Raw genomic sequence first — 21,370 nt, forward strand, 5'->3', positions numbered from 1 at the left:
CTTCACGTACTTTCACGATTCATTACGCATCGGAGGCACGGCGCATCCACGTGGCGATTCCGTGGCCGATGAGCAAATAAATGACTGCGGGAAGGCCATAATTGAGAAGGACGCGCAAACTCTCGACGTCCATTGTGAAGATGTCCTGTGCCCACCAGCCCAGCCAGTCGGCCACGCCCTGTACGAATCCGACAAAGGGATTCGACCGGTTTGCGTCGAGCAGGTAGAGCAGAATCCACAGGCCCAGAAAAACGGCGGCGACGTCCCCGAGGGTCTGTATGAACAACGCCGTGCGACGCGTGCCTGAGCCGTCCCGGCGCCGGTCCCGGCGAGGCGCGGGCGCTGGACCGCTCGGCGGGTAGTCATAGTCGCGTATGGGGGCGGGGCGCGGCATACCGCCGCTCGGGGGATAGCCGCCGTACGGCTGGTTCATGGGCGGCGGCACGCGCTCGGGGTCGTTCACGGTGGGGGTCCAATCTGGCGCGCCTGTCACGCCTCGGCTAGGAGATAACGGAGCGCCATCGGCAGACGCCCGTGTTCCGGTCTGCGTCGGAAAGGGCGTTCCGCGTTACACATGCGGTTCCGTTCGCCCAAGAATGGGCGCCGGTGCGAATTACGCGCAGGCCGGTTTCTGGCCACGGATAGCAATTGATCAACGTCGCCAGTGTGTGAGAGTGCGGCGGGTGTTCGGATTCCGGAGTTCGCGGCGCACTGCACATCGCCGTGGTGGAAGCGCCGGTTGAGGAAGACCGGCACCGCGGTCAGCGCGATACCTTCCTGGCGCGCCATCAGGTACGAGACCGGCGCGAGTTCGCACACGTCGAACTCCAGGTCCCGGATCTTCCGGCGGTAGGCCCCGATGACCGGCTTGACCTCCACCGGCTCGACCAGGTACCCGCCGATCTCGGTGTCGCCGTCCAGCAGCGGCTGCGCGTGCGGATAGTCCCCGAGGACCACCGTGAGCTTGTCCATATCCTGTCTCTCCCTATGTCTGTATTCGGTCCGGCTGTCCGTGCCGCGGCTTCAGCCGCCGAGGCGGGCCGGCGGTACGCCGAGCGCCGCGCAGGACTGCTCGACAAGCTCGTCGTAGTCCACGGCACGCGGAATCACGTCCTGCTCCAGTGCGTAGGCGGCCGCCTTGGTGCACGCGCCGCGCAGCGCCTCGAAGCCCACCGGGTGCTGGGGCACCGCCCCGGCCTCCTCCTTGGCGGTAAGCACCGACTTCATCGCGTCGTACGCGGCGAGGACAGCGGCCGAGTGCTCCGCGGCGGCGGCCTCGGACACGCCAGATCGACGCCGTACTGCTCGGTGAGGAACCCGCGCACCCACACGCCGGTGGTCTGGCTCCAGGCGCGCACTCCGACGCTGTGCCCCGCCACGTCGGCGACCGACAGCTTGCCGAGGGTCACCAGAGTCTGGTGCTGATGGCGTCCGAGCGTGGTGACCGGCAGCAGCAGCCCCCCGCAACGCCACGCTGCGGACACCCGGCACCGTGGGCTGCGCCCGGCGGTGCCAGGGCCTGTCACCCGTTCGTCGGCACCGATGAACCGGGCCGCCCGGACTTGTCGTGCACGACGAAGTGCGGGCCCCACCCCTGTCCTACCTTGCGGAGGTCACCGGTTCGAAGCCTCGGAGGTGGGGATCCGCATGTCCGCATGGGATGAGCTCAACCGTCCGCCTGTAACGCCCGCAGGGACGCAGTTCCCCACCATGAACGGGCGGGAGTCGATATGAGAGGCGCCACGGCACACGCCGGACGTGCCCTGCCTCTGGTGGCGGCCACTGCACTGCTGGCCGGCGGCTGCGGAGGATCCGGCTCGAGCGTCGCAGGGGACGGCAAGTTGGCGGACGGCAAGACGTTCACCACGGCCTACGCCTCCGACCCGGGCCCCCTCGACCCGGCGAAGACGGTGATGTCGATCGCCGTCGGCATCAACCTCTACCTGTACGACCCGCTGATCCACCTCAGCGACAAGGGAGAGCCCGAGGCCGGGCTGGCACAGAAATGGCAGGCGACGCTCAAGACGGCGACCTTCACGCTGCGGCCCGGCCTCACCTGTTCCGACGGCTCGCCGCTGACCGCGAGCGATGTGGCCGCGAACATCGACTACATCGGTGACCCGAAGAGCAAGTCACCCCTGGCCGGTGTGCTGATCCAGCCGGGCACCACAGCCGAAGCCGACAACGGGCAGCGCACCGTCACGCTCACCAGCGGTGCCCCCGACGCGTTCCTGCTGCGCAACGTCGGTTCCGTGCCGATCGCCTGCGGCGACGGCCTCAAGGACCGCACGGTGCTGGCCAAGGGCGGCAAGGGGAGCGGCACCGGCATGTTCACCATGACCGAGGCCGTGGCCAACGACCACTACACGCTCACCCGGCGCAAGGACTACAGCTGGGGCCCCTCCGGGCGAGGGGCCCAGGGGCTGCCGGACAAGGTGACGATCCGGGTGATCCCCAACGAGACGACGGCCGCGAACCTGCTGATGTCCGGCGAGCTGAACGCCGCCGCGGTCTCCGGCCCCGAGCAGAAGCGGCTGGCCGCGCAAAAGCTGTTCCACGCCGACGTGCAGGCACCGCTGGGTGAGCTGTACTTCAACCAGAGCGGGGCCCGCCCCGGAGCGGACGAGAAGGTGCGCCGGGCGCTGGTCCAGGCACTGTACCTGTCCGATGTGGGCAAGGTGGTCACCAACGGCACCGGAAAACCCTCCCAGGGCCTGGTCACCGGAGAGCCACGAGCCTGCACCGGAGACTCGGTCACCGGCAACCTCCCCCCGTACGACCTCACGGCGGCCAAGTCCGCCCTGGACGCCGCCGGCTGGGCGCCGGGCCCCGGTGGCATCCGGACCAAGAATGGCAAGAAGCTCACGCTGAGCCTGATGTACGGCACCCAGAACGGGCCCAGCATGGCCGCGGGCGCCGAACTGATCCAGAAGGAGTGGAAGAGCCTGGGGGCCGAGGTCACACTGAAGCCGGCGGACAGCCCCGCACTGAACAGCACGCTCTTCGGCTCGGGCAACTGGGACATCTCGATGGGCCCGATCGCGCTCACCGCGCCCAACCAGCTCGTCCCGTCAGCCCCTCGGCTCCACCGGTGGCCTCTCCGGTGGATCCGACTGTCACCTGGAGCGACGGCAGGCGTCCGGAGGCAGCGGTGGCGAGACCGGAGAACAGCCTGTCGAAATCCCCATCGTGGAACAGCTCAGCCAGCAGTTGAACGACCTTGCCCGAGGGAATCGGGCAGCCGAGCAGAACGCCGTCGCCGTGCCACGCGCGCTCGTGGTCGAGGCCGAGTTCGTACGAGCGCGTCCGCGGGGCGAACGTGCCGGTGGCGACCATGAGGTACTCGGATGTACCGATGGAGTCGAATACCTCCGCGCCGCTCATGGAGTGCACCTGACGGGCGGCGACGACCTGGTCGTGGCCACCGATGACGACCCGCGCGCCGGGGGCGAGGGCCACTCCCGGCAGAGCCGTGGGCAACATTTCTCCCGCATCCGCACCGGTGGGCAGCGCGGGCGCGAAATGCCAGGGCGTGAGCCCGAGCCGCTCCATCACAGGCGCATGCGGAGCCAGCGTGGTCAGCTCGAAGCACTGGCTGTGAGTGATCTGGCTGGTCGCAGAGACCCATTCGCCCGTCATCCGATGGGTGACGAACGTGCAGAAGTCCACCCAGCGGGCCGTCGACCGCCACAGCTGCGGCTCCCGGACCCGCAGATGCGCCGTGCGCTCAGGAGTCTGGTCGAGCCGGTGACGCAGCCCGGAGACCTGGTACTGCTCGAAGGAGTCGAGCCAGCGGGCCGTTTCCGCCTCGATGGCACGCACCGGGCGCCGCTCCCACCAGGCCAGCGACGGGTAGAGCATCCGGCCGGCGTTGTCCACGGCGACGGACTCCTCCTGCCCGAAGGACGCCACGGCGGCTCCGCCGAGCGCGCCGTGCGGCGCGGCCGTCGTCCTCGCATACTCGGCGATCAGCTCCGCAGTGGCGCGCCAGATCGCCTCGGCGTCGTGGAACGCGAGCTCGTCGACATCGAGCGTCGGCGTGCGGATGCGGCCCGCAGGAAGCGGCGTGCCGTCCTCGTCGACGCCCGCCACCTTGATATGGGTGGTGCCGATGTCGATGCCGAGAAACCACATGGGTCGGGTGCCTTTCCTCGGAGCGGGGTGGAATCAGAGGCCGAGCTTGCCGGGATTGAGCACGCCATTCGGATCGAGGGCGTTTTTCAAGCGGCGCAGCAGGAGGTGCGAAGAGCCGAGGGAACGCCTGGTGTACGGCGACCTGGCCAGGCCGCCGCCGTGGTGATGGGACAGCTCGGCGCCGTGTGCAAGGGCCACTCGCATCGCGGTCGACCACACTTGCTCCAGTCGGCGTACGGCTTCCTCGTCGTTCTCGGCTTTCCCGCGCAGGATCAGATAGAGGGAGGTGCCTTGGGTGTAGACGTGTGAGAAGTGAGCGAGGACCTCGTCGGCCAACGGCGCGAGCGCCTCGGTGAGAGCGTGGTACAGAGGCAGGATGCCGGTCCAGGTGTGAGCCACCTCCACTGTTTCCGCGTATCCGCCGTCCTCGGCGAGCAGATTTTCCACCCCCGAAAAGTCGAACCGCCTGGCCATCCACTTCTCCGTGCCACCGGGCCCGGTGGCGGCGCCGCCGTGTTCGCTGACGATCGAGCTCAGGGCGTCGAGCTCCGCTCGGGCAACAGCTTCGAGCCCCTGGGTGCCCGCGAACATGACGGGGAAGTCGACCGTGTCGTCCTGGAGCGCGTGCCGGGCCTCGGCTGTGTCGTACAGCCGCAGGACGAAAGGCCGCAGCCCTGCCGCGGCCTGGGCCCGCATCACTGCTACGCCTGCTTCTACTGACGGCAGTCGATAGGTCTCCAGCAGACGGACGGGCGGCACCGGGAAGATCTTCAACGTGACGGACGTGATGACGCCGAGCGTGCCTTCGGAGCCGAGGAAGAGCTGGCGCAGGTCCGGCCCCATCGCGGCGCGGGGCGCTGCAGACAGTTTCAGCGTCTCGCCGGTCGCGAGGATCACGGTGTAGCCGACGACGAGATCCTCGATGCCTCCGTAGTACGAGGAGAACTGGCCGGTGGCGAGAGTGGCGAGCCAGCCGCCGACACTGGAACGGTGCAGCGACTGCGGTGAGTGGCCGAGCGTCCAGCCCCGCTTCTGAAGTTCGACCTCCAGCTGCCCGCCGTTGTAGCCGGCGGATGCCTCGACGGTGAGGTCCTCGGTGTTCACGGTGTACGTGGTCGGCAGGGCGGAGACGTCCAGCACGATGCCGCCGCGCACCGGAAGCGGCTGGCCGGTCACGGAGGAAGCGAGCGCACGGACGGTGACGGGGACATCGTGGTCCGCTGCCACGGCGAGCACCACGCGTATGTCGGCCTCCGAGTCGACCGAAACGACGGCGTCGGCGCGGTGGGTGTGCCGGCCGATCTTGTCGAGCTTGGCGGAGAGCGGCCAGGAGTCGTGGCTGGAGGCGGTGAGGGTCGCCTCGTCGGTACGAACCGCATCCGGCCCGAGATCGTGCGACAGGGCGGAAAGCGCGGCGGAGAGGTCTGTCATTGGTGCTCCAGATCTTGCTGGTTCCGGGGAGGCGGGACGTGCGCCGGGTGGGCGCGGCCGAAGGCGGTGCGCCGGAGCGGCTCGATTGACAGCCGCTGTGGTGAGATTCTAAGGTCACAATGCAATTCTCTGCAAGCTGCATATTGGAGCTTTTTCATGGACGCACGAACCGGTAAGAAGATCCGCCTCGGGCGGCTGGTCAGGCCTGCCAGCGGGCGGGCGGTCGTGGTCGCCGCCTCCCACGCGGTGACGAGCGGGCCGCCCGCCGGGCTGCGCAGCACGGCGGAGATCCGGTCTGTTTTCAGCAAGCTGACTACCGCCGACGGCATCATGGTGACGCCCGGGATGGTCCCTCTCCTGGAAGACACGTTCACCGGGCGCGACAAGCCGGGGCTGATCCTCCATCTGGACTGGAAGAACCACGCCCGGGGCACCTACACCCCCGGCACCGACGGCCGTGGGGAGGGTGTGCTCGCCCAGCTCGCGGACCTGGAGGCGGTCGCCGCCGCCGGTGTCGACGCCGTCATGACGTACCTCTACCTGGGGCAGCGCGACACGCGGCTCGAGCGTGCCGAGGTGGAGCGCAATGCCCGTATCGCCCGTGACTGCGAGCGCCTCGGTCTCGGCCTGATCATCGAGCCGCGCTCCGCGCTCGAGGGTGACGACCCGGACGCCCTCAGTGCCAAGGTCATGAGCATGTACTGCCGGATCTCCGCTGACATCGGCGCCGACCTGGTGAAGGCGCTGTGGCCCGGCTCGCCGGAAGCGTTCGCCGAGGTGACCGAGAGCTGCTACGCGCCAATCCTGCTGGCCGGCGGGAAGGGCGGCGACGACCCTCTTGACACGCTCGCCCTGGCACACGACGCCGTCGCCGCAGGCGGGGGCGGAGTGATGTTCGGTCGGCGGATCTTCCGGGCGGAGCAGCCCGAGCGCGTGTTGTCGGCCCTGCACGCGGTCGTCCATGATGGTGATCCGGTCGACCGTGCCAGGGCACTTCTGGCCTGAACGCGCGTCAGCCCGCCGGGCCGTTCAGCTGCAACCCAGCATGTCCGCACTTCCGCCCCACAGTCCGAAAGCACCGCGTGACCATGGCAACCTTGAGTTCCACCACCCGACTCGGCCCTGCCCCAAGGGAGATCATCGCCCGGGATGTACTCCGAGCGGGGGTCGGGGGGCGCCTGCCGACGACCGTCCACTACCAGGAGGCGCTGAGGGTCGGCTCCGGTACGGTCCAGAAGGCGCTGAAGGACCTGCGGAATGAGGGGGCGATGTCTCTGGTCGCTCGCGGACACCAGGGCACCTACATCACCGAACTCGATGCGGCCCTGCTGTGGTCGGCGGCGCGGCTCAGCCCAGTACACCTGCTGCTTCCGCCAAACGCCCCGCCGGAGTCGATGCGCGTCGCCACGGCGGTGGCGGAGCGCTTCGCCCCGGTGGGCGCGTACACGACGGCCGGTCACCTGCGCGGTGCGGAGCCCCGATTGCGGGCGATCGAGGCTCACCGGGCGGATATCGCCCTCATGTCCGCCGGAGCCGCCAGAGACTTGCTCGCCGCAGGAGCCGGTCACCGCACGCTCACCTTGGGGAGCGGCACTTACTACGCGCCGGGAAGCCTCGTCGTCGTAACCCGTACCCCCGGACCGGGGCGTGCCCCGGAGGGGACGGAACTCCGCATCGGTATCGACCTGGATTCCGACGACCACCAACGGCTCACCCATGCCGAGTTCCCCCAAGGCACAGGCCGCCATGTGCCGACCGACTTCACGTCCGTGCCGCGGGCGGTTCTCCTCGGCGAGATCGACGCGGGCATCTGGCATACCGTCGACTCGCTGATCCCCCTCGAGGCGGCCGGCTTGACCGTCACCCCCCTCACCCGCCCTGACGCGGTGGAACTCGCCCGGGCCATCTCCGCCGCCGTCCTGGTGGCAACCCAGGACAACATCCCGGGCGTCCTGCTCTCCCGCACCACGGACGAGGGCCGCGGCCTCTTCGCCGCGCCGCAGACCCCACCCCAGGCGGTCTTTCCCGGCGACGCCCCCCTGCGGCTGCGGGTGTGAGCTGGCGCAGGGCGCGACACGGCGAACAAGGCCGGCGTGTGATGTCAACGAGCTTGTGAGTACGGTCTTTTCGAGGCGGTTGCCGCTGGTCATGGAGGGCGTGGCGAATGACCCGCTGTCGGGCGGCGCGTGGTTGTCGTCGTGCGGGTCCGGCCTCTGGTCCTACCCGCGGCTGCCGCCGGACTTGAGTCCCGACAGAGTCGTTGCACCAGCCGCGCCGGACCGGGCGGTCGCTCGCCCAGCACCGGGCGATCCTGGAAGCGGTCGAGGGCGGCACACCGGGTAGTGCGCTGCGACTGTGATGCGCAGGCACATCCGCTCGGTGGCCACGGTGCGGCTCCTGGAGTGGGAACCGGATCCGTCACCCGGCGCGTGAGCTCGCGGCCCTGGCGGTGGGTGCCTGCTCCCGTCTAGGCTCGTCGTGTTCGTACTGCGTGGCCAGAGAAGGAGACGTAGACGCGGACGAGCGTCGTAGACCATCGGAAACACTCGCCCGGTGACGGAGCCGGCGTGGGACGCGCGTCCCCGCCCCACGCCAGCACTGGACGGCTTCAGGCGCAGCCACGGGTCGGCACATCCGGACGCCGACGACCCGGTGCGGCGCGTCCCGCCGGGCGGCGAAAGGGACGTGCCGTGCCCTCGGCCAACTACCGCACCCTGCTGCGGACTTCCGGAGCTTTTTCCTTCTTCCTCGCCGCCGTCATCGGACGCGTCGGGCTTGCCATGACAGCCCTCGGCATCGTGTGGCTGGTGCACGCGCGCACCGGGTCGTACGGTGCTGCGGGCCTGGTCACCGGTGGGTTCGCCGTCGCGGACGCGATCTCGGGGCCGCAACTCGGGCGGCTCATCGACCGGTTCGGGCAGACCCGCACCCTGCCCTGGATCCTTCTCGCGCATGCCGCGGCGGTGGCGCTGCTGCTGACGGGCGCGGCGCCGGACCTGGTGTCCGGCTTCCTCGTCGGCGCCACACTGCCCCAGCTCAGTGCCCTGGCCGCCGCCCGCTGGTCCGCCCTCCTGTCTGGCGAGCGGGCCGCCGCCCTGCCGAGGGCGTTCGCCCTGGAGGCCCTCGCCAACGGGCTGTCCTACCTGGCGGGGCCCGCCCTGGTGAGCGTGCTCGGAGCCGCGGGGAGGCCGGGCCTCGGCGTCCTCCTCGCCGCCGCCCTCGTGGTCGGCGGCGGCCTGGCCCTCGCCGCCCAGCGCCGCACCGCGCCCCCCGTCGCCAGCCACGCCGAACGCCGCGGCGCGGGACGGGCCCTGCGCCGCGCCGCCTTCGCCCGGCTCGTCGGTATCGGCCTCGCCCTGGGCGTATTCTTCGGCGCGATGCAGGTGTCCGTGACCGCCTACGCCGTCGGCCGTGGCACCCCGGACGCCGCACCGCTGCTGTACGCGGTGTCCAACTGCACGAATCTGGTCGGGGGTTGGGCCTACGGTGCGCGCCGGTGGCCGGGTTCGCCGATGCGGCAGCGCGCCGTCGCCGCCGTCTGTCTCGTTGTCGCCTGTCTCCCGCTGACCTTCCTGGACGCCCCGGTGCCGCTCGCAGCCGCCCTTGCCGTGACCGGCCTCGCGGTGCCGGTGCTGCTGATCCTGGCCGCCGTGCTGACACAGGCGACTGTTCCCGACGCCGTCCTCACCCAGGCCTTCACGTGGCTCAACTCGGCGACTGCCGCCGGTGCCGCCGCGGCATCCGCGCTCGCCGGGCGGGCGGTGGACACGGCGGGAGCCCATGCCGGGTTCGCGGTCGCCGCGGCGGCCACAGCCGGCATGGCACTGCTCTCCGCACCCGGCGCGCGGCGAGAAGCCGGAGCGCATGCGGATCGGGCGGGCCAGGAGGTGGCGGGCGGGCGGCCTTAAGGCGTGCTCTGATGCAGGGCCTCATCGACCATGGCCTGTCTCAGGCCGACATCGCACGAGAGCTTGGAGTGACACCTCAGGCCATCCAGAAGATGCTGGGCTGCTAAAGCATTGCGCAGTGGGTCATGTCCGGGGCCAGAGTCGGATCGAGGCGGCCGTGACGGTGCCGTGGAAGACGTAGGTGCGTTTGTCGAATCTCGTGGCCACGGCCCTGAAGTTCTTGAGGGCGTTGATCGTCCGCGCGACTTCGTTCCTGCGTTTGTAGATTGTCGTCGAAGCCGACGGGACGGCCGCCCTTGTTGCCGCGGCGTCAGCGGTTGGCCCGCTGGTACTTCGGTTCGGGGGTGGTGTGTTTGATCTGGCGTCGGCGCAGATAGCGGCGATTGCGGCGGGAGGAGTATGCCTTGTCGCCGCCGAGGTGGTCCGGGCGGGTGCGCGGATGTCCGCTGCCGATGCGGGCGACGCGGGCGCGTTTCATGACAGGGATGAGCTGCGGGGCACCGCCCACTGGCCCGGTGCGATCAGAAATACGAGCGGGCGGCGCCCGCCTTCCCGGGCGAGGTGGATCTTGCAGGTCAGGCCGCCCCGGGAGCCTCCGAGCCCCTCGTCGGACCGGTGCTGCCGGGGACTTGATCCTTTTTCGGGAGGCGTGGTGCTTTCTTCCGGGCCCGGCGGCGTGCTGGTGAGCCCGACAGAAAGTGGAATCCCCGCTCACCATGGACCAGTCGATACGGCCCTCCGCGTCGGCGTCCGGCCAGGACGGAGGATTCCGTTGATGACCCTGCGGAGGCTCGCCCAACGCCGGCCCTGTTGACCGGACTTCGGCAGATGCATCTCCAGCCGGACCCATAATCCTGACCGACGGCCGACGCCTTTGCTTCGCCGACTACGGCCTCGCCCTCTCCTCCCGATTCGATCTGTCACCGTCCGAGACCACCGCGTAGACGACGCGGCCGAGTCCGGATCGGGTGATGCCGCCTGCGCACATGCCGCAGGGCTGGCAGCTGGTGTACATGGCCTCACGGGCCTTCGCGGTTGCTCAGGCGAAAATCAGTTGGCGGGCTTGCCGAACCAGCGGGAGAGGTGGTCGTCCAGGTCCTGCTGATCGTCGCCGATCCAGGCGACGTGGCCGTCGGGGCGTAGCAGGACGCACGGAGCATCCAGTACCGCAGCGGGATCCGCGAGGTAATCGACCCGGTCCGACCAGCCGCGGACGGTCAGGCGTTCGGTACGGTCCAGCAGCAGACCGCGGCCGCGATGCAGCAGATCGTAGAGGTGGCCGTGTTTCACACCGAAGTCGGGCAGGCGGCGGCCGAGCAGGTCGGGGCCTTCGCCGAAGTCGTAGCGGATGCCGATCGCGGTGATCTTCTCGATGAGACAGCGGTTCACCTCGTCGAAGTCCATCAGTTCGGTGAGCAGCCTGCGCACGGCCTGCGGGCCCGGTTCGGTGGAGTGCAGTTCCATCTGGGCGCGGGTGTTGTCCAGCACGTCCTCGGCGACCGGATGACGTTCGGCGTGGTAGGTGTCCAGCAGCTTTTTCGGCGCCCAGCCGCGGATCTGGGCAGCCAGTTTCCATCCGAGGTTGAATGCGTCCTGAACGCCCAGGTTGAGGCCCTGTCCGCCGGTGGGCGGATGGATGTGTGCCGCATCACCGGCCAGCAGCACCCGCCCGACCCGATAGCGTTCGGCCAGCCGGGTGGCATCCCCGAAGCGGGACAACCAGCGCGGGGAATGCACGCCGAAATCGGTTCCGGCGATGATGCGCAGCTGCTGTTTGAAATCCTCGAGGGTGGGCGGTTCCGTGCGATCGCTGACTCCCGCGGCGGGGACTACGACGCTATAGGCCCCTGCGCCGAAGGGCCTGAGCCAGAATCGCTTATTTGTCTCGCCGATTTCGGTCACCTTTGCGGCGATCTCCTCCTGCGGCACACCCACCTCCATCTCGCCCATCAGCGTCTCGGTCCGCGAGGGCTCACCGGGGAAGCCGACGCCGAGCAGTTTGCGCACCGTGCTGCGCCCACCGTCACAACCGACGAGATAACGCGAACGCAGCTGTTCTCCGTCGGCCAACTCAACGGTCACACCCTCGTCGTCCTGCTCGAAATCGGCCACCGCACAACCGCGCCGGACCTGCGCACCCAATTCGATCGCATGCTCCTCGAGCAGGCGAACGATGACCGGCTGCTGGAGGCCCAGCAGATAGGCGTGCGCGGAATCCAGGCCCTGGGGCGCGGGTTTGTTGATACCGGCGAAGAAGCCGCCGGCCGGACGCTGTCTTCCGTGTTCGCGCATGCGAGCCAGCAGCCCGCGCATTGCCATCAGCTCAAGGCTGCGAATATGGAGACCCACGATGCGGACGAACGACACGGGCTCGGTTTCCTGCTCCAGAACGAGTACCCGCACATCGTGCAGCCGCAGTTCGGCGGCAAGCATCGCACCAGCCGGCCCGCACCCGGCAATGATCACGTCGAACATGGGCGCGCGATCGGCGCCGGAGGCCGGCGACCGGAGTCCGGGGACGTCGCCCCGGGTGAAGTCGCGCTCGACCGTATCGTTCGACGACGGCTCGGCGGAGAACTGCGAAGAGTCCATAGGTGTTGCCTTTCAGGAGTGCCTTGTTAGTCGAGGCGCTCCCGGCGACACCTACGTCAATCGCCGGCCGTGACGGGAAGGGGGAGCACCCACATCGATGCAGCGTTCATGGGTCTCACCTCCTGGGGCGGTGTCACGGTCCACTGCAAGCTACAAGTCCGAGCAACGCCCCGTCCAATCCTTTTCCCAGCCGGGTGATCACGTCTCCGAACGGGCCGTGCGGGGCGAATCCGGCGTGGCGGCGCGGCCGGCCGCGGTCGCGGTCGGCGATCCGGGGGGAGCCCCGGTAGCCGCCGTGCGTGCGTCATGGCAAGTCGTGCGGTGGTGCGGCGTTGACTGGGCTGCTGATGGCGTGACCAAGACCAGGCTGAAGTCGTTTGGTGTGAGTGGCGCCACATCCGGTGCCCACACGAACGAACGGAGCAACCTTGATGCGTGGGACAAGACTGGGAGCGGCCGCGTTGCTGGCCGGGGCCGCAATCCTCTGCGGTGCCACGACAGCCACAGCAGACCCAGGGCCGATCGACGTCGCCCAGGACAGCCCCCTGACCGAGATCGTGGGCACCACCGCGGGCACTCTGGCCGACGACTCCGCGCCCTGCGCTGCACCGTGGGCCGATCAAGGCTTCGACGGTGATGTCAGCTACGCATGCCAAAGGGTGCAGATCAATCAGGACAACTGACCACACGCTTCGCAGGCGTAGTGCAGAGTCTTCGCCCAGAACTCTGGGCGAAGACTCTGCACCGGGCTCACCGGTGAAAGCTGCGACCGGTGCTGAGTGCCGCCAACGATCATTGTTCCGCGCCCACCGCCGGGCGCCCGCCTCCGGCAAGCGTTCCCCAGCCCAGGCCGACATCGGCCCCTCCACTGGCCGCGCCTGCCGGGCAGATCCAGACAGTCTGCCGCCGTGTCTGTCGTCGAGTCGGGCACGGGCGGGCGCACCACAACGTCTATCACCTTACGTGGCCGCCGCCGAGGAGGAACTGTGAGCAACTCCGTGCTGTACATGTCAATGTCGGTCGACGGATTCATCGCCGGGCCCAATGACGGGCCGGGCAACGGGATCGGTGATGGCGGGGACCGCCTGCACGAGTGGTTCGGGATGGACGCCGAGGGCAGTCATCTCGACGCCGCCGCCCACCTGTCGGGCGTGAACCGCGACGTCATGGACGAAGCGTTGGCCACCGGGGCGGTGGTCACCGGCCGGCGGACGTTCGCAAACGCGGGCGGCTGGGGAGGTGACCACCACGACGGCGTACCGATCTTCGTCCTGACCCGCCGCCAGCCCGATGCCACGCTGCAATGGCCCGCGGTGACCTGCGTCAGCGACGTGAAGGACGCGGTGCGCATGGCGAAGGAAGCTGCGGGCGACAGGGACGTGCTGGTCCACGGCGCGGTCACCGCGCAGCTGGCGCTGACCGCGGGGGTGCTGGACGAGCTGCATATCCATCTGGTCCCGGTGTTGCTCGGGCAGGGCCGCCGGCTGTTCGAGGACATGCCGCCCGGGCACATCGAGCTGGAACCCACCCGTGCCTTCAGCGGACCAGGCGTGCAGCACCTGCGCTACCGGGTGCGGCAGGCGGGATGAGTCGGATGGCGCTCTAACGCGTGTGGAGCGCGGCGGCGCGTCCCATCCGGACGATCGCCTCGGTGAGGATGGACTGGGAGGTGGCGAAGTTCAGGCGGACGTGTCCGGCTCCGCCCGTTCCGAAAATGTGGCCCGAGGACAGGGCCACCCTGGCGTGCTCAAGGAACAGTTGGGCGGGGCCGGCCAGGTCGGTGACGACTGCCAGGTCCCTGGTGCCTTCCGGGTCGAGACCGAGGGACCGGCAGTCGAGCCAGGCCAGGTACGTTCCCTCGGGCCTGGTGTAGCCGATTCCCGGCAGGTGTTCGGCGATGAGCCGGCCGAGCAGGGCTCGGTTCGCGTCGAGCCCCGCCAGCAACGCATCGAGCCACCTGTCCCCGTGGCGGAAGGCCGCCGTATGAGCGATGACGCCCAGGTAGCTCGCGCCGTGGTTGACTTCCTCGGGCATCCGGCGCAGATCATCGGCCGCCGCAGACCCTGCGATGACGAGCGCCGCCTTGATCCCGGCGAGGTTCCAGCCCTTGGTCGCTGACATGAGCGAGAAGGCGTTCTCGGCCCCGGGCACACTCAGGTAGGGCGTGAACTGTGCGCCCGGCAGTACGAGCGGGGCGTGGATCTCGTCGGCCACGACCCGGATTCCGTACCGGTGAGCCAGCTCCGCCACGGCGGCGAGCTCCTCGAAGGTGTGCACCGTGCCGGTCGGGTTGTGGGGGTTGCTGAGGAGGTAGGCGATCTTGCCCTTGCCGTTCGCTGCCCGGGCGCGCCGGAACGTCTCCTCCAGCGTGTCCGGGTTGATCCGTAGATCCTGCCCGAGCGGCGCTTCGATGATCCGGCGGTCGTCATGTGTGATGAAAGCGTAGAAAGGTGCGTACACCGGAGAGTTGACGATCACCGGGTCGCCGGGATCGGTGATCAGCCGCAGTACCTGGACCGCGCCCATCATCACGTCCGGCACCAGGCCGACTCGGTCGACGTCCACCCCGTCCCAATTCCATCGCCGCGAGGCGAAGCCGGCCAGTGACTCGGCGAACTCTGTTCCGGACGGGTAACCGGTGTCACCTCTCTCGATGGCGTCGCGCAGCGCGTCGGCGACTGCCGGCGCGAGCGGTACATCCATCTCCGCCACCCACAAGGGCAGGACGTCTGCCGGGTGCGTCCGCCACTTCATGCTCCTGCGCTGACGAAGCTGCTCGAGCGTGCACTCCTCAAGAGGATTCGCACACTTCTGAGCCTCGGTCTTGTCGCCTGCTGGGTTGCTCCCGCCAACGGTGGTCATCTTCAGCATTGGACCGCCATCTCGATCGCGATGCAAGCGCCGAGAGACAGCGACGCCACGTTGAGCGCGAGGCGCGCGTGACGACCTCGGTCGGCCGAGTCCAGGCGGCAGCCGGCCGCGCGGGGCGTGGACCGCACCCTTGCTGGCACTGTAGAGGCCCCGCTCGCAGGGAAGGTCTGGTGGCCGACCAGCGACGGACAGCGTCGCTGCGTCGCGTTGCCGGATCGTGGTCGAATACCGGACCGTTCCTGTTAAGGACCTTCACCACGAACTGCGGGCGGGCTCAGGGAACCGCGGCGAGACAGATCTGGACGCACTGGCCGATGGCCGGTCCCAGACCGCCGCGGCCGACGCGGACGGAGGTTACCAGCCCGTCCCGGTCGGCGACGCGGTCGCCCACCGCAACGCCCATGCCGCGATTCTCGACGCCCAGCGGCTGTACATGGCCGTGTGACGAAGTAGCCCCCGGCCGGGCCGGCGCGCTGCCCGGGACCGTAAAGCGTGCGGCGTGACTTCCGATCACGGAAGAAATGCATCGATGAGCAGCAACAGCCGGACCGAGGCCGAGTCCGTCGAGCCGTCTGACGTGAGTCGTCAGGAGCAGTCGGCCGGTGAGGTGCCCCGGTCCGTCAGCGCCAGGCCGAGGTGGGCCCGTTCGCTGAGCCAGCGCGTCGGCCGGTGCCGCGGGTCACCGGTCGTGGCGTGCAGGGAACGCTGCAGGGCCAGCATCCGCGCGGCACCGATCCGGTCGCCCCAGGCCAGCGGCCCCACCGGGTAACCGAGGCCGGTCGTCACGGCGAGGTCGATGTCCGCCGGTGTGGCCAGCGAGCGCTCTGCGATCGATGCCGCGACCGAGACCACCGAGGCGAGCAGTCGCTGCGCCACCGAACCAGCGGTATCCCGCACCACCGACACGGCGAAGGGCTCCTCGCCCTCCGCCGCCCTGGCCAGGACAGCGCGGGCGTCTCGCGCGGCGGTCGGGTCGGCCGCGGGGGTCACCGCGAGCACCCGGCGGCGGCCGGCCGGGGGCATGGGGTCGACGCCGAAGGTGCACGTGGCGGGCAGTTCCAGCGAGGCCGCCGCCGCTGCCACCGTGGTGCCCCAGACAGGGACGAGGACGACGGCGCCTTCGGACGGTCCGGCGCCGTCCTCGACCGTGGCTCCGGCGGCGGTCAGCGCGCTCCGCAGCCCATCGGCGTCCTCGCCGCCCGCGACGAACACCGGCCGGTCCGCGTCACCCGCCACCGGCGGTTCGGGCGCCGGGGCGGGTGCCTCGGGGCCGTACGCGAACCACCCCTCTCCGGTCTTCCGGCCGTGCAGGCGTGCGGTCACCCGGTTCGGGGTGAGATAGGAGGGGCGGAGCCTGTCCTCGTAGCGGAAGCCCTGCCAGATCGAGTCGATAACGGCAGCCGTGACGTCGAGCCCGGTGAGATCCATCAGTTCGAACGGGCCCATGCGCAGCCCTAGGACGTCCCGGGCGATCCGGTCGATCCCGGCGGGGTCCGCGACGGACTCCTCCAGCAGTGCCAGGGCTTCCGTCACCAGTCCTCGGCCGGCGTGGTTGACCAGGAAACCGGGTGTGTCGGCGACAGTCACCGCGCGATGGCCGCAGCTCTCGACCAGCGTGGTGAGGACCGCCGGGATCTCCGGGCGGGTGGCGGCGCCCGGCACGATCTCGACGATCTTCATCAGCGGGACGGGATTGAAGAAGTGCAGCCCCGCGAGCCGCCCCGGATCCCGCAGTGAGGCGGCGATCCGGGTCACCGACAGGGACGAGGTGTTGGTCGCGAAGAGCGCGGAGTCCGGCAGGGCCTGCTCCAGCTTCCCGAAGACCTCGGCCTTGGTGTCCAGATCCTCCCGTACGGCCTCGATGACCAACTCGACATCCGGGCCCGGCGCCCACGGGTCATCCAGCGGAACGAGGCGTCCCAGGGTCGCCGCACAATCCCCGGCGGACATCCTGCCCTTCTGCACCGCACGTTCCAGCATGGACCGTACGAAATCCACGGCCGCTGTCACCGCCTCGCTCCGGACATCACCGAGCTCGACGATGTGTCCCGCTGCTGCAGCCCACTGGGCGATGCCACGGCCCATGGCTCCGGCGCCGACGATCCTGATACGCATGACGGTTACGTCCTCTCGGCAGGTGCGTTCGTTGTCAGCGGAGGTACACGCGGTCGGGGTCGACGTCCTCGCGCAGGAGCCGCAGCTCCGCCGCGGTCGGCGGGGGCGTCGTGTCCACGGACCCGGCGACCTCGAGGTCCCAGCCCGTCGCTGCTCGCACCTGATCCACCGTCACGCCCGGGTGAACGGCGACGAGCCGGAGCTCCTCACCGACGCCGGCGCGGGCCAGGATGCCCAGTTCGGTAATCACCCGGGTGACTCCGGCCCCCAGGGGCCGGATGCCATCGGCGAGTGCCCGGTCCGGGCCCGGAGTGGTACAGAAATCCAGGGACCCGGTGAAGGAGCGCGGGTTGTGACGGCGCATCACCACGAAGACCTCGTGGGAACTGGCCATCACCTCGATGGCGCCGCCGGAACCGGGGAGCCGCACGGAGGGGCTCTCCCACTCGCCGATGACGGAGGTGTTGAGGTTGCCCCACCGGTCGATCTGCGCGGCACCGAGGAAGCCGACGTCGATGTGGCCGCCCTGAAGTACACAGCCGAACAGCGCCGGCATCGACAACACGGCCTCCGCGCCCGAGATGAGTACGGCGTCGGCGATGGTTTCCGGCAGATGCGAGGGGTGCGCCCCGCAGACCCCGGACTCGTACACGACCTCAATATGCGGCGCGACCGTCAGACGGGCGAGCTCCGTGGCGAGCGTCGGCAACCCGATGCCGGCGAACACCGTGCGGCGAGAGGCCAGTTCGCGGGAGGCGACGACGGAGAGCAGCTCGGACGAGGTGACGGTCTCCGGTGCGGTGGTGGTCATGTCCCGTTCCTTCTCCTGCGGCGCGCTCACAGCCGCCGCCCGTAGTTCACAGGTTCGCTGAGCGCTTCGCCTACCGCGAGCCCCGCCCAGAACTCCTCGCCCAGCTTGTCGACGTACTCGGCGTGATCGGCAGTTGCGTACACCCATTCCGCCAGCCACGCCCGCAGCCGCTCCGGGTCCCTGCTGATGTGCGACCACGCCCGGTAGAAGTCGTTGTCGCGGTCGTAATAGCCCTGCGCGAAGGACGGGTGTGCGCCGCGCGGGCAGACGACGACGGCGTCTACGGCGTGCGACGGGACGAGTGTGCGGTTGGGATCCGAGCGGACCACGTTGTCCTCAACGACCTCTTCGACGACGACGATCGCCTTGGCCGCCGCGTACACCGCCTCGGCCTGAATGCCGGTCAGCCCCCAGATCTGGGTGTTGCCCCGGCGGTCGGCCCGCTGGGCGTGAATGATCGTCACGTCCGGGTTCACGGGCGGTACGACGTAGATTTGTTCCGGCTCCCCGTCGGGCCCCGGATAGGGGGACGTCACCTTGCGCAGGTCCCCGTTGACGCCCGGCAGATCACTGCCGCCGTAGCTGCGCAGAGGGTAGAACGGCAGCCGCTGGGACCCCGCGAGGTAGCGGCACACCATCCCGTAGTGGCTGTACTCCTCGAAGGCCAGCGGAGCCGGGTCGGCACGCTCGATCCTGCGCCGCAGCTCGCCGAGCGAACCGGCGGAGGAGTTACCCACGAAGGAGGAGACCAGCCGCGAGACACAGCCCGCGGCGATCATCTGATCCACCACGATGTCCGCTGTCATCCGTACGACGGTGAGGTCCTTGCGGCCCTGACGGATGATCTCGTGCCCGGCGGCGGTGGGGATGAGGTGGGTGAATCCTTCGAGGCTGACGGTGGCTCCGTCGTGCACGAACGCGGCGACGGCTTCCTTCATCGACATGAGTTTGCTGGGCCCGTCGGCCGTATCCGTCCGCTCCACGGTGCTCCTTGGCGAGTGCGTGCTGGTCGCCCTTACCGTGTCAGCGGCCATTGATTGCTGTCCAATACCAAATTATGGTCGAATCAAGACAGCTGGTTAATGAATGGAAGCACCGATGGAACTGCGTCATCTGACCGCGTTCACCGCCGTCGCCGAAGAACTGCACTTCGGCCGTGCGGCCAAGCGGCTGCAGATGGCCCAGCCCCCGCTCAGCCAGCAGATCCGGCAGCTGGAAAAGGAACTCGGCGTCCAGCTCTTCGAACGCAACACCCGCTCGGTGCGACTCACCAGCGCGGGGGAGTCCTTCCTCGAACCCGTACGGACCGTGCTCGACGACCTCGACACGGCGGTACGGGCGGCCAAGGCCGCCGGGCGGGGGGAGTACGGCCGGGTCACCATCGGCTTCGCCGGAGCTTCCAGCCACGAGACGCTGCCGCTGCTGACCCGGGCCGTGCGGGCTGCCCACCCCGGGATCGAGCTGGCTATGAAGGGCCAGACATACGCCAACGTCGCCCTGTCCCGGGTCGCCGACGGCTCCCTCGACCTGGGGTTCGTCCGCCTCCCGGTCACCCAGCCCGGGGTGGCCCACCGGGTGATCGACGAGGAGGAGCTGCTGTGCGCGCTGCCCTCCGACCACCCGCTCGCCCGCCTCGAGAGCATCCCGATCGGAATCCTGGCCGAGGAACCGTTCGTCTCCTTCCCCGCAAACGCCGGCTCCACGGTGCGCGACGCGATGGTCCAGGTCTGCGAGGACGCCGGTTTCAATCCGCGGGTAGTGCAGGAGGCGCCCGACTCGTACACGATTCTGGCCCTCGTCGCTGCGGGCGTCGGCGTCACGCTCACCGTCTCCTCCGTCCGGCACATCCAGCAGAACGGTTTGGTCTACCGGTCCCTCGCCGGGCCACCCATCCGGCGGCAGGCCGCGCTTGCCTGGCGTACGGACAACCCCTCGGCGGCACTCCGCGCGGTGCTCGCGGTCGCCGAGGAGGCGCTGCCGACCCCTTAGGGCCGCCCGTTCGGTCCATGCCGGGCCGGCGGTGTGAGCCGGCCTGACCCCCATGAAAGCGCCTGCCGTCCGATTGAGACGCGTGGCGTCTTGAAGGGGAGGAAATTCGATATTGGACCGACTCAGTGGTCCAGTGCGAAGGTCGCCCCACACACCCGAACCCGCTGAAAGGTGTTCTGCCGTGCCCGACCGGACCGATGTCGTCATCTGCGAGCCGCTGCGCACACCCATCGGGCGTTTCGGCGGAGCGTTCGCCCAGCAGACACCGGCCGCGCTCGCCGCACGCGTCATCGCCGAGGTCGTCGCCCGTACGGGGATCGACCCGGCGCGGGTGGACGAGGTGATCCTCGGACATGCCTATCCATCGGCCGAATCCCCCGCCATCGGGCGCGTCGCCGCCCTGGACGCCGGCCTCCCCGACACCGTCACCGGCGCCCAGATCGACCGGCGCTGCGGCTCCGGTCTGCAAGCCGTCCTCGACGCCGCCATGCAGATCCGGGCCGGCTTCAGCGACATCGTCATCGCGGGCGGCGTCGACGTCATGAGCGCCGCTCCCTACTACACGCACGACGGACGCTGGGGCATCAAGGGCCCCGGCCTCCAACTCCACGACTCGCTTGCCCGGGGCCGAGTCACTGCGGGGGGCGTCCACCACCCCGTACCCGGTGGCATGATCGAGACTGCGGAGAACCTGCGCCGCGCCTACTCCATCAGCCGCTCCGACCAGGACGCCCTGGCCCTGCGCTCGCAGGCCCGCGCCACCCGCGCCGCGAAGGAGGGGCGCTACGACGCGGAGACCGTGCCCGTCACGGTACGCACCCGCAAGGGCGAGACGGCCGTCACCGCCGACGAGCACCCCCGCCCGGACACCACCGCCGAGCAACTCGCGGCGCTACGCCCGATCATGGCCAAGGCCGACCCGCAGGCCACCGTCACCGCGGGCAATGCGAGCGGGCAGAACGACGCGGCCGCCGCCTGCCTGGTCACCAGCGCCGCCACCGCCGAACGGCTCGGGCTCACCCCGCTCGTCCGTCTGGTCTCGTTCGCACGCGCGGGTGTCCCCGCCGCAACGATGGGCATCGGGCCCGTCCCGGCCACCCGCGCGGCCCTCGGCCGTGCCGGACTCACCCTCGCCGACCTCGACCTGATCGAGATCAACGAGGCCTTCGCCGCCCAGGTACTGGCCTGCACCCGCGAACTCGGCCTCGGCGCGATCGACCACGAGCAGCGGATCAACGTCAATGGCTCCGGTGTCTCGCTCGGCCACCCCGTGGGTGCCACCGGCGCCCGCATCCTCGCCACGCTCAGCCGCGAGATGCACCGCAGCGAGGCGCGTTACGGGCTGGAGACCATGTGCATCGGCGGAGGCCAAGGCCTCGCCGCGGTCTTCGAACGCATCGCCGCCTGACCACCCCGTCCCCGTACCGTCCCCTCTCTTTCCGACTTTCCCCTCCACGCGGCCCAGGGCGTCTCGGGCGACGCCGGGCCGTCCGTGCCCCCATCCGCTTGATCAACCATG

Annotated in this window: 18 protein-coding genes and 4 pseudogenes; 10 read left to right on the forward strand and 12 right to left on the reverse strand. The window is 69.6% G+C overall.

Annotated elements, in window-relative coordinates; all coding sequences use genetic code 11:
- Nucleotides 1–22: 22 nt before the first annotated feature.
- Genes AB0M87_RS14460 through AB0M87_RS14470 form a run of 3 tightly spaced genes read right to left on the reverse strand, consistent with a single transcriptional unit; the run spans nucleotide 23 to nucleotide 1,284 of the window.
- Nucleotides 23–463, reverse strand: coding sequence for a hypothetical protein (locus tag AB0M87_RS14460; RefSeq protein ID WP_365852537.1), 441 nt, complete (start codon nucleotides 461–463; stop codon nucleotides 23–25).
- A gap of 26 nt (nucleotides 464–489) precedes the next feature.
- Nucleotides 490–972, reverse strand: coding sequence for a hypothetical protein (locus tag AB0M87_RS14465; RefSeq protein ID WP_365852539.1), 483 nt, complete (start codon nucleotides 970–972; stop codon nucleotides 490–492).
- Between the two features lie 51 nt (nucleotides 973–1,023).
- Nucleotides 1,024–1,284, reverse strand: coding sequence for a hypothetical protein (locus AB0M87_RS14470; RefSeq protein ID WP_365852541.1), 261 nt, complete (start codon nucleotides 1,282–1,284; stop codon nucleotides 1,024–1,026).
- A 488-nt stretch (nucleotides 1,285–1,772) separates the two neighbouring features.
- Here AB0M87_RS14470 and AB0M87_RS14475 point away from each other — a divergent pair, with 488 nt between their 5' ends.
- Nucleotides 1,773–3,338, forward strand: coding sequence for an ABC transporter substrate-binding protein (locus AB0M87_RS14475; protein WP_365852543.1), 1,566 nt, complete (start codon nucleotides 1,773–1,775; stop codon nucleotides 3,336–3,338).
- 73 nt (nucleotides 3,339–3,411) lie between these two features.
- Here the strand turns inward: AB0M87_RS14475 and AB0M87_RS14480 are convergent.
- Both AB0M87_RS14480 and AB0M87_RS14485 read right to left on the reverse strand, forming a co-directional pair.
- Nucleotides 3,412–4,134: pseudogene (locus tag AB0M87_RS14480) on the reverse strand (FGGY family carbohydrate kinase); the annotation flags it as partial.
- A 33-nt stretch (nucleotides 4,135–4,167) separates the two neighbouring features.
- Nucleotides 4,168–5,565: an FAD-binding oxidoreductase gene (locus AB0M87_RS14485; RefSeq protein WP_365852545.1), complete on the reverse strand. Its 1,398-nt coding sequence runs from the start codon at nucleotides 5,563–5,565 to the stop codon at nucleotides 4,168–4,170.
- 156 nt (nucleotides 5,566–5,721) lie between these two features.
- On the opposite strand from AB0M87_RS14485, the gene AB0M87_RS14490 reads away from it, so the two are divergent.
- From AB0M87_RS14490 to AB0M87_RS14505, 4 genes and pseudogenes are all read left to right on the forward strand, one after another.
- Nucleotides 5,722–6,570, forward strand: coding sequence for a hypothetical protein (locus AB0M87_RS14490; RefSeq protein WP_365852547.1), 849 nt, complete (start codon nucleotides 5,722–5,724; stop codon nucleotides 6,568–6,570).
- A gap of 92 nt (nucleotides 6,571–6,662) precedes the next feature.
- Nucleotides 6,663–7,622 carry a YhfZ family protein gene (locus AB0M87_RS14495; RefSeq protein ID WP_365852549.1) on the forward strand — a complete coding sequence of 320 codons (960 nt, stop codon included), beginning with the start codon at nucleotides 6,663–6,665 and terminating at the stop codon, nucleotides 7,620–7,622.
- A gap of 194 nt (nucleotides 7,623–7,816) precedes the next feature.
- Nucleotides 7,817–7,998: pseudogene (locus AB0M87_RS14500) on the forward strand (FCD domain-containing protein); the annotation flags it as partial.
- A gap of 257 nt (nucleotides 7,999–8,255) precedes the next feature.
- Nucleotides 8,256–9,473 (forward strand): MFS transporter, encoded by a 1,218-nt coding sequence (locus tag AB0M87_RS14505; protein WP_365852551.1) that lies wholly within the window; start codon nucleotides 8,256–8,258, stop codon nucleotides 9,471–9,473.
- Between the two features lie 123 nt (nucleotides 9,474–9,596).
- On the opposite strand, the pseudogene AB0M87_RS14510 reads toward AB0M87_RS14505, so the two are convergent.
- The 3 genes and pseudogenes from AB0M87_RS14510 to rox all read right to left on the reverse strand — a co-directional run bounded on the left by AB0M87_RS14510 (nucleotide 9,597) and on the right by rox (nucleotide 12,065).
- Nucleotides 9,597–10,307 (reverse strand): annotated as a pseudogene (locus tag AB0M87_RS14510) (IS5 family transposase).
- Nucleotides 10,308–10,398: 91 nt separating this feature from the next.
- Nucleotides 10,399–10,500: pseudogene (locus AB0M87_RS14515) on the reverse strand (nucleoside deaminase); the annotation flags it as partial.
- A gap of 23 nt (nucleotides 10,501–10,523) precedes the next feature.
- Nucleotides 10,524–12,065: a rifampin monooxygenase gene (gene rox, locus AB0M87_RS14520; protein WP_365852553.1), complete on the reverse strand. Its 1,542-nt coding sequence runs from the start codon at nucleotides 12,063–12,065 to the stop codon at nucleotides 10,524–10,526.
- Nucleotides 12,066–12,496: 431 nt separating this feature from the next.
- Between rox and AB0M87_RS14525 the strand changes: the two genes are divergently transcribed.
- Nucleotides 12,497–12,748: a hypothetical protein gene (locus AB0M87_RS14525; protein ID WP_365852555.1), complete on the forward strand. Its 252-nt coding sequence runs from the start codon at nucleotides 12,497–12,499 to the stop codon at nucleotides 12,746–12,748.
- Between the two features lie 303 nt (nucleotides 12,749–13,051).
- A complete protein-coding gene (locus tag AB0M87_RS14530) occupies nucleotides 13,052–13,654 on the forward strand; it encodes a dihydrofolate reductase family protein (protein ID WP_365852557.1) in 603 nt (200 codons plus the stop codon).
- 13 nt (nucleotides 13,655–13,667) lie between these two features.
- On the opposite strand, the gene AB0M87_RS14535 is transcribed toward AB0M87_RS14530, so the two are convergent.
- The gene (locus tag AB0M87_RS14535) at nucleotides 13,668–14,927 is read right to left on the reverse strand and encodes a MalY/PatB family protein (protein ID WP_365852559.1); all 1,260 of its coding nucleotides are present in this window, start codon (nucleotides 14,925–14,927) and stop codon (nucleotides 13,668–13,670) included.
- A gap of 226 nt (nucleotides 14,928–15,153) precedes the next feature.
- Between AB0M87_RS14535 and AB0M87_RS14540 the strand changes: the two genes are divergently transcribed.
- Nucleotides 15,154–15,381 carry a hypothetical protein gene (locus tag AB0M87_RS14540; RefSeq protein ID WP_365852561.1) on the forward strand — a complete coding sequence of 76 codons (228 nt, stop codon included), beginning with the start codon at nucleotides 15,154–15,156 and terminating at the stop codon, nucleotides 15,379–15,381.
- Nucleotides 15,382–15,521: 140 nt separating this feature from the next.
- Here the strand turns inward: AB0M87_RS14540 and AB0M87_RS14545 are convergent, their stop codons facing one another.
- Genes AB0M87_RS14545 through AB0M87_RS14555 form a run of 3 tightly spaced genes read right to left on the reverse strand, consistent with a single transcriptional unit; the run spans nucleotide 15,522 to nucleotide 18,806 of the window.
- Nucleotides 15,522–17,051 (reverse strand): 3-hydroxyacyl-CoA dehydrogenase, encoded by a 1,530-nt coding sequence (locus AB0M87_RS14545; RefSeq protein ID WP_365852563.1) that lies wholly within the window; start codon nucleotides 17,049–17,051, stop codon nucleotides 15,522–15,524.
- A gap of 34 nt (nucleotides 17,052–17,085) precedes the next feature.
- Nucleotides 17,086–17,862 (reverse strand): CoA-transferase, encoded by a 777-nt coding sequence (locus AB0M87_RS14550; protein WP_365852565.1) that lies wholly within the window; start codon nucleotides 17,860–17,862, stop codon nucleotides 17,086–17,088.
- Nucleotides 17,863–17,888: 26 nt separating this feature from the next.
- A complete protein-coding gene (locus tag AB0M87_RS14555) occupies nucleotides 17,889–18,806 on the reverse strand; it encodes a CoA-transferase (RefSeq protein WP_365852692.1) in 918 nt (305 codons plus the stop codon).
- A gap of 154 nt (nucleotides 18,807–18,960) precedes the next feature.
- On the opposite strand from AB0M87_RS14555, the gene AB0M87_RS14560 reads away from it, so the two are divergent.
- Together AB0M87_RS14560 and AB0M87_RS14565 are read left to right on the forward strand one after the other, a co-directional pair.
- Nucleotides 18,961–19,851 (forward strand): LysR family transcriptional regulator, encoded by an 891-nt coding sequence (locus AB0M87_RS14560; RefSeq protein ID WP_365852567.1) that lies wholly within the window; start codon nucleotides 18,961–18,963, stop codon nucleotides 19,849–19,851.
- A 181-nt stretch (nucleotides 19,852–20,032) separates the two neighbouring features.
- Nucleotides 20,033–21,259: an acetyl-CoA C-acetyltransferase gene (locus tag AB0M87_RS14565; protein WP_365852569.1), complete on the forward strand. Its 1,227-nt coding sequence runs from the start codon at nucleotides 20,033–20,035 to the stop codon at nucleotides 21,257–21,259.
- The last annotated feature ends 111 nt before the right edge of the window (nucleotides 21,260–21,370 follow it).

The sequence above is a fragment of the Streptomyces sp. NPDC051320 genome (genome assembly GCF_040682175.1).
Classification (GTDB): domain Bacteria; phylum Actinomycetota; class Actinomycetes; order Streptomycetales; family Streptomycetaceae; genus Streptomyces.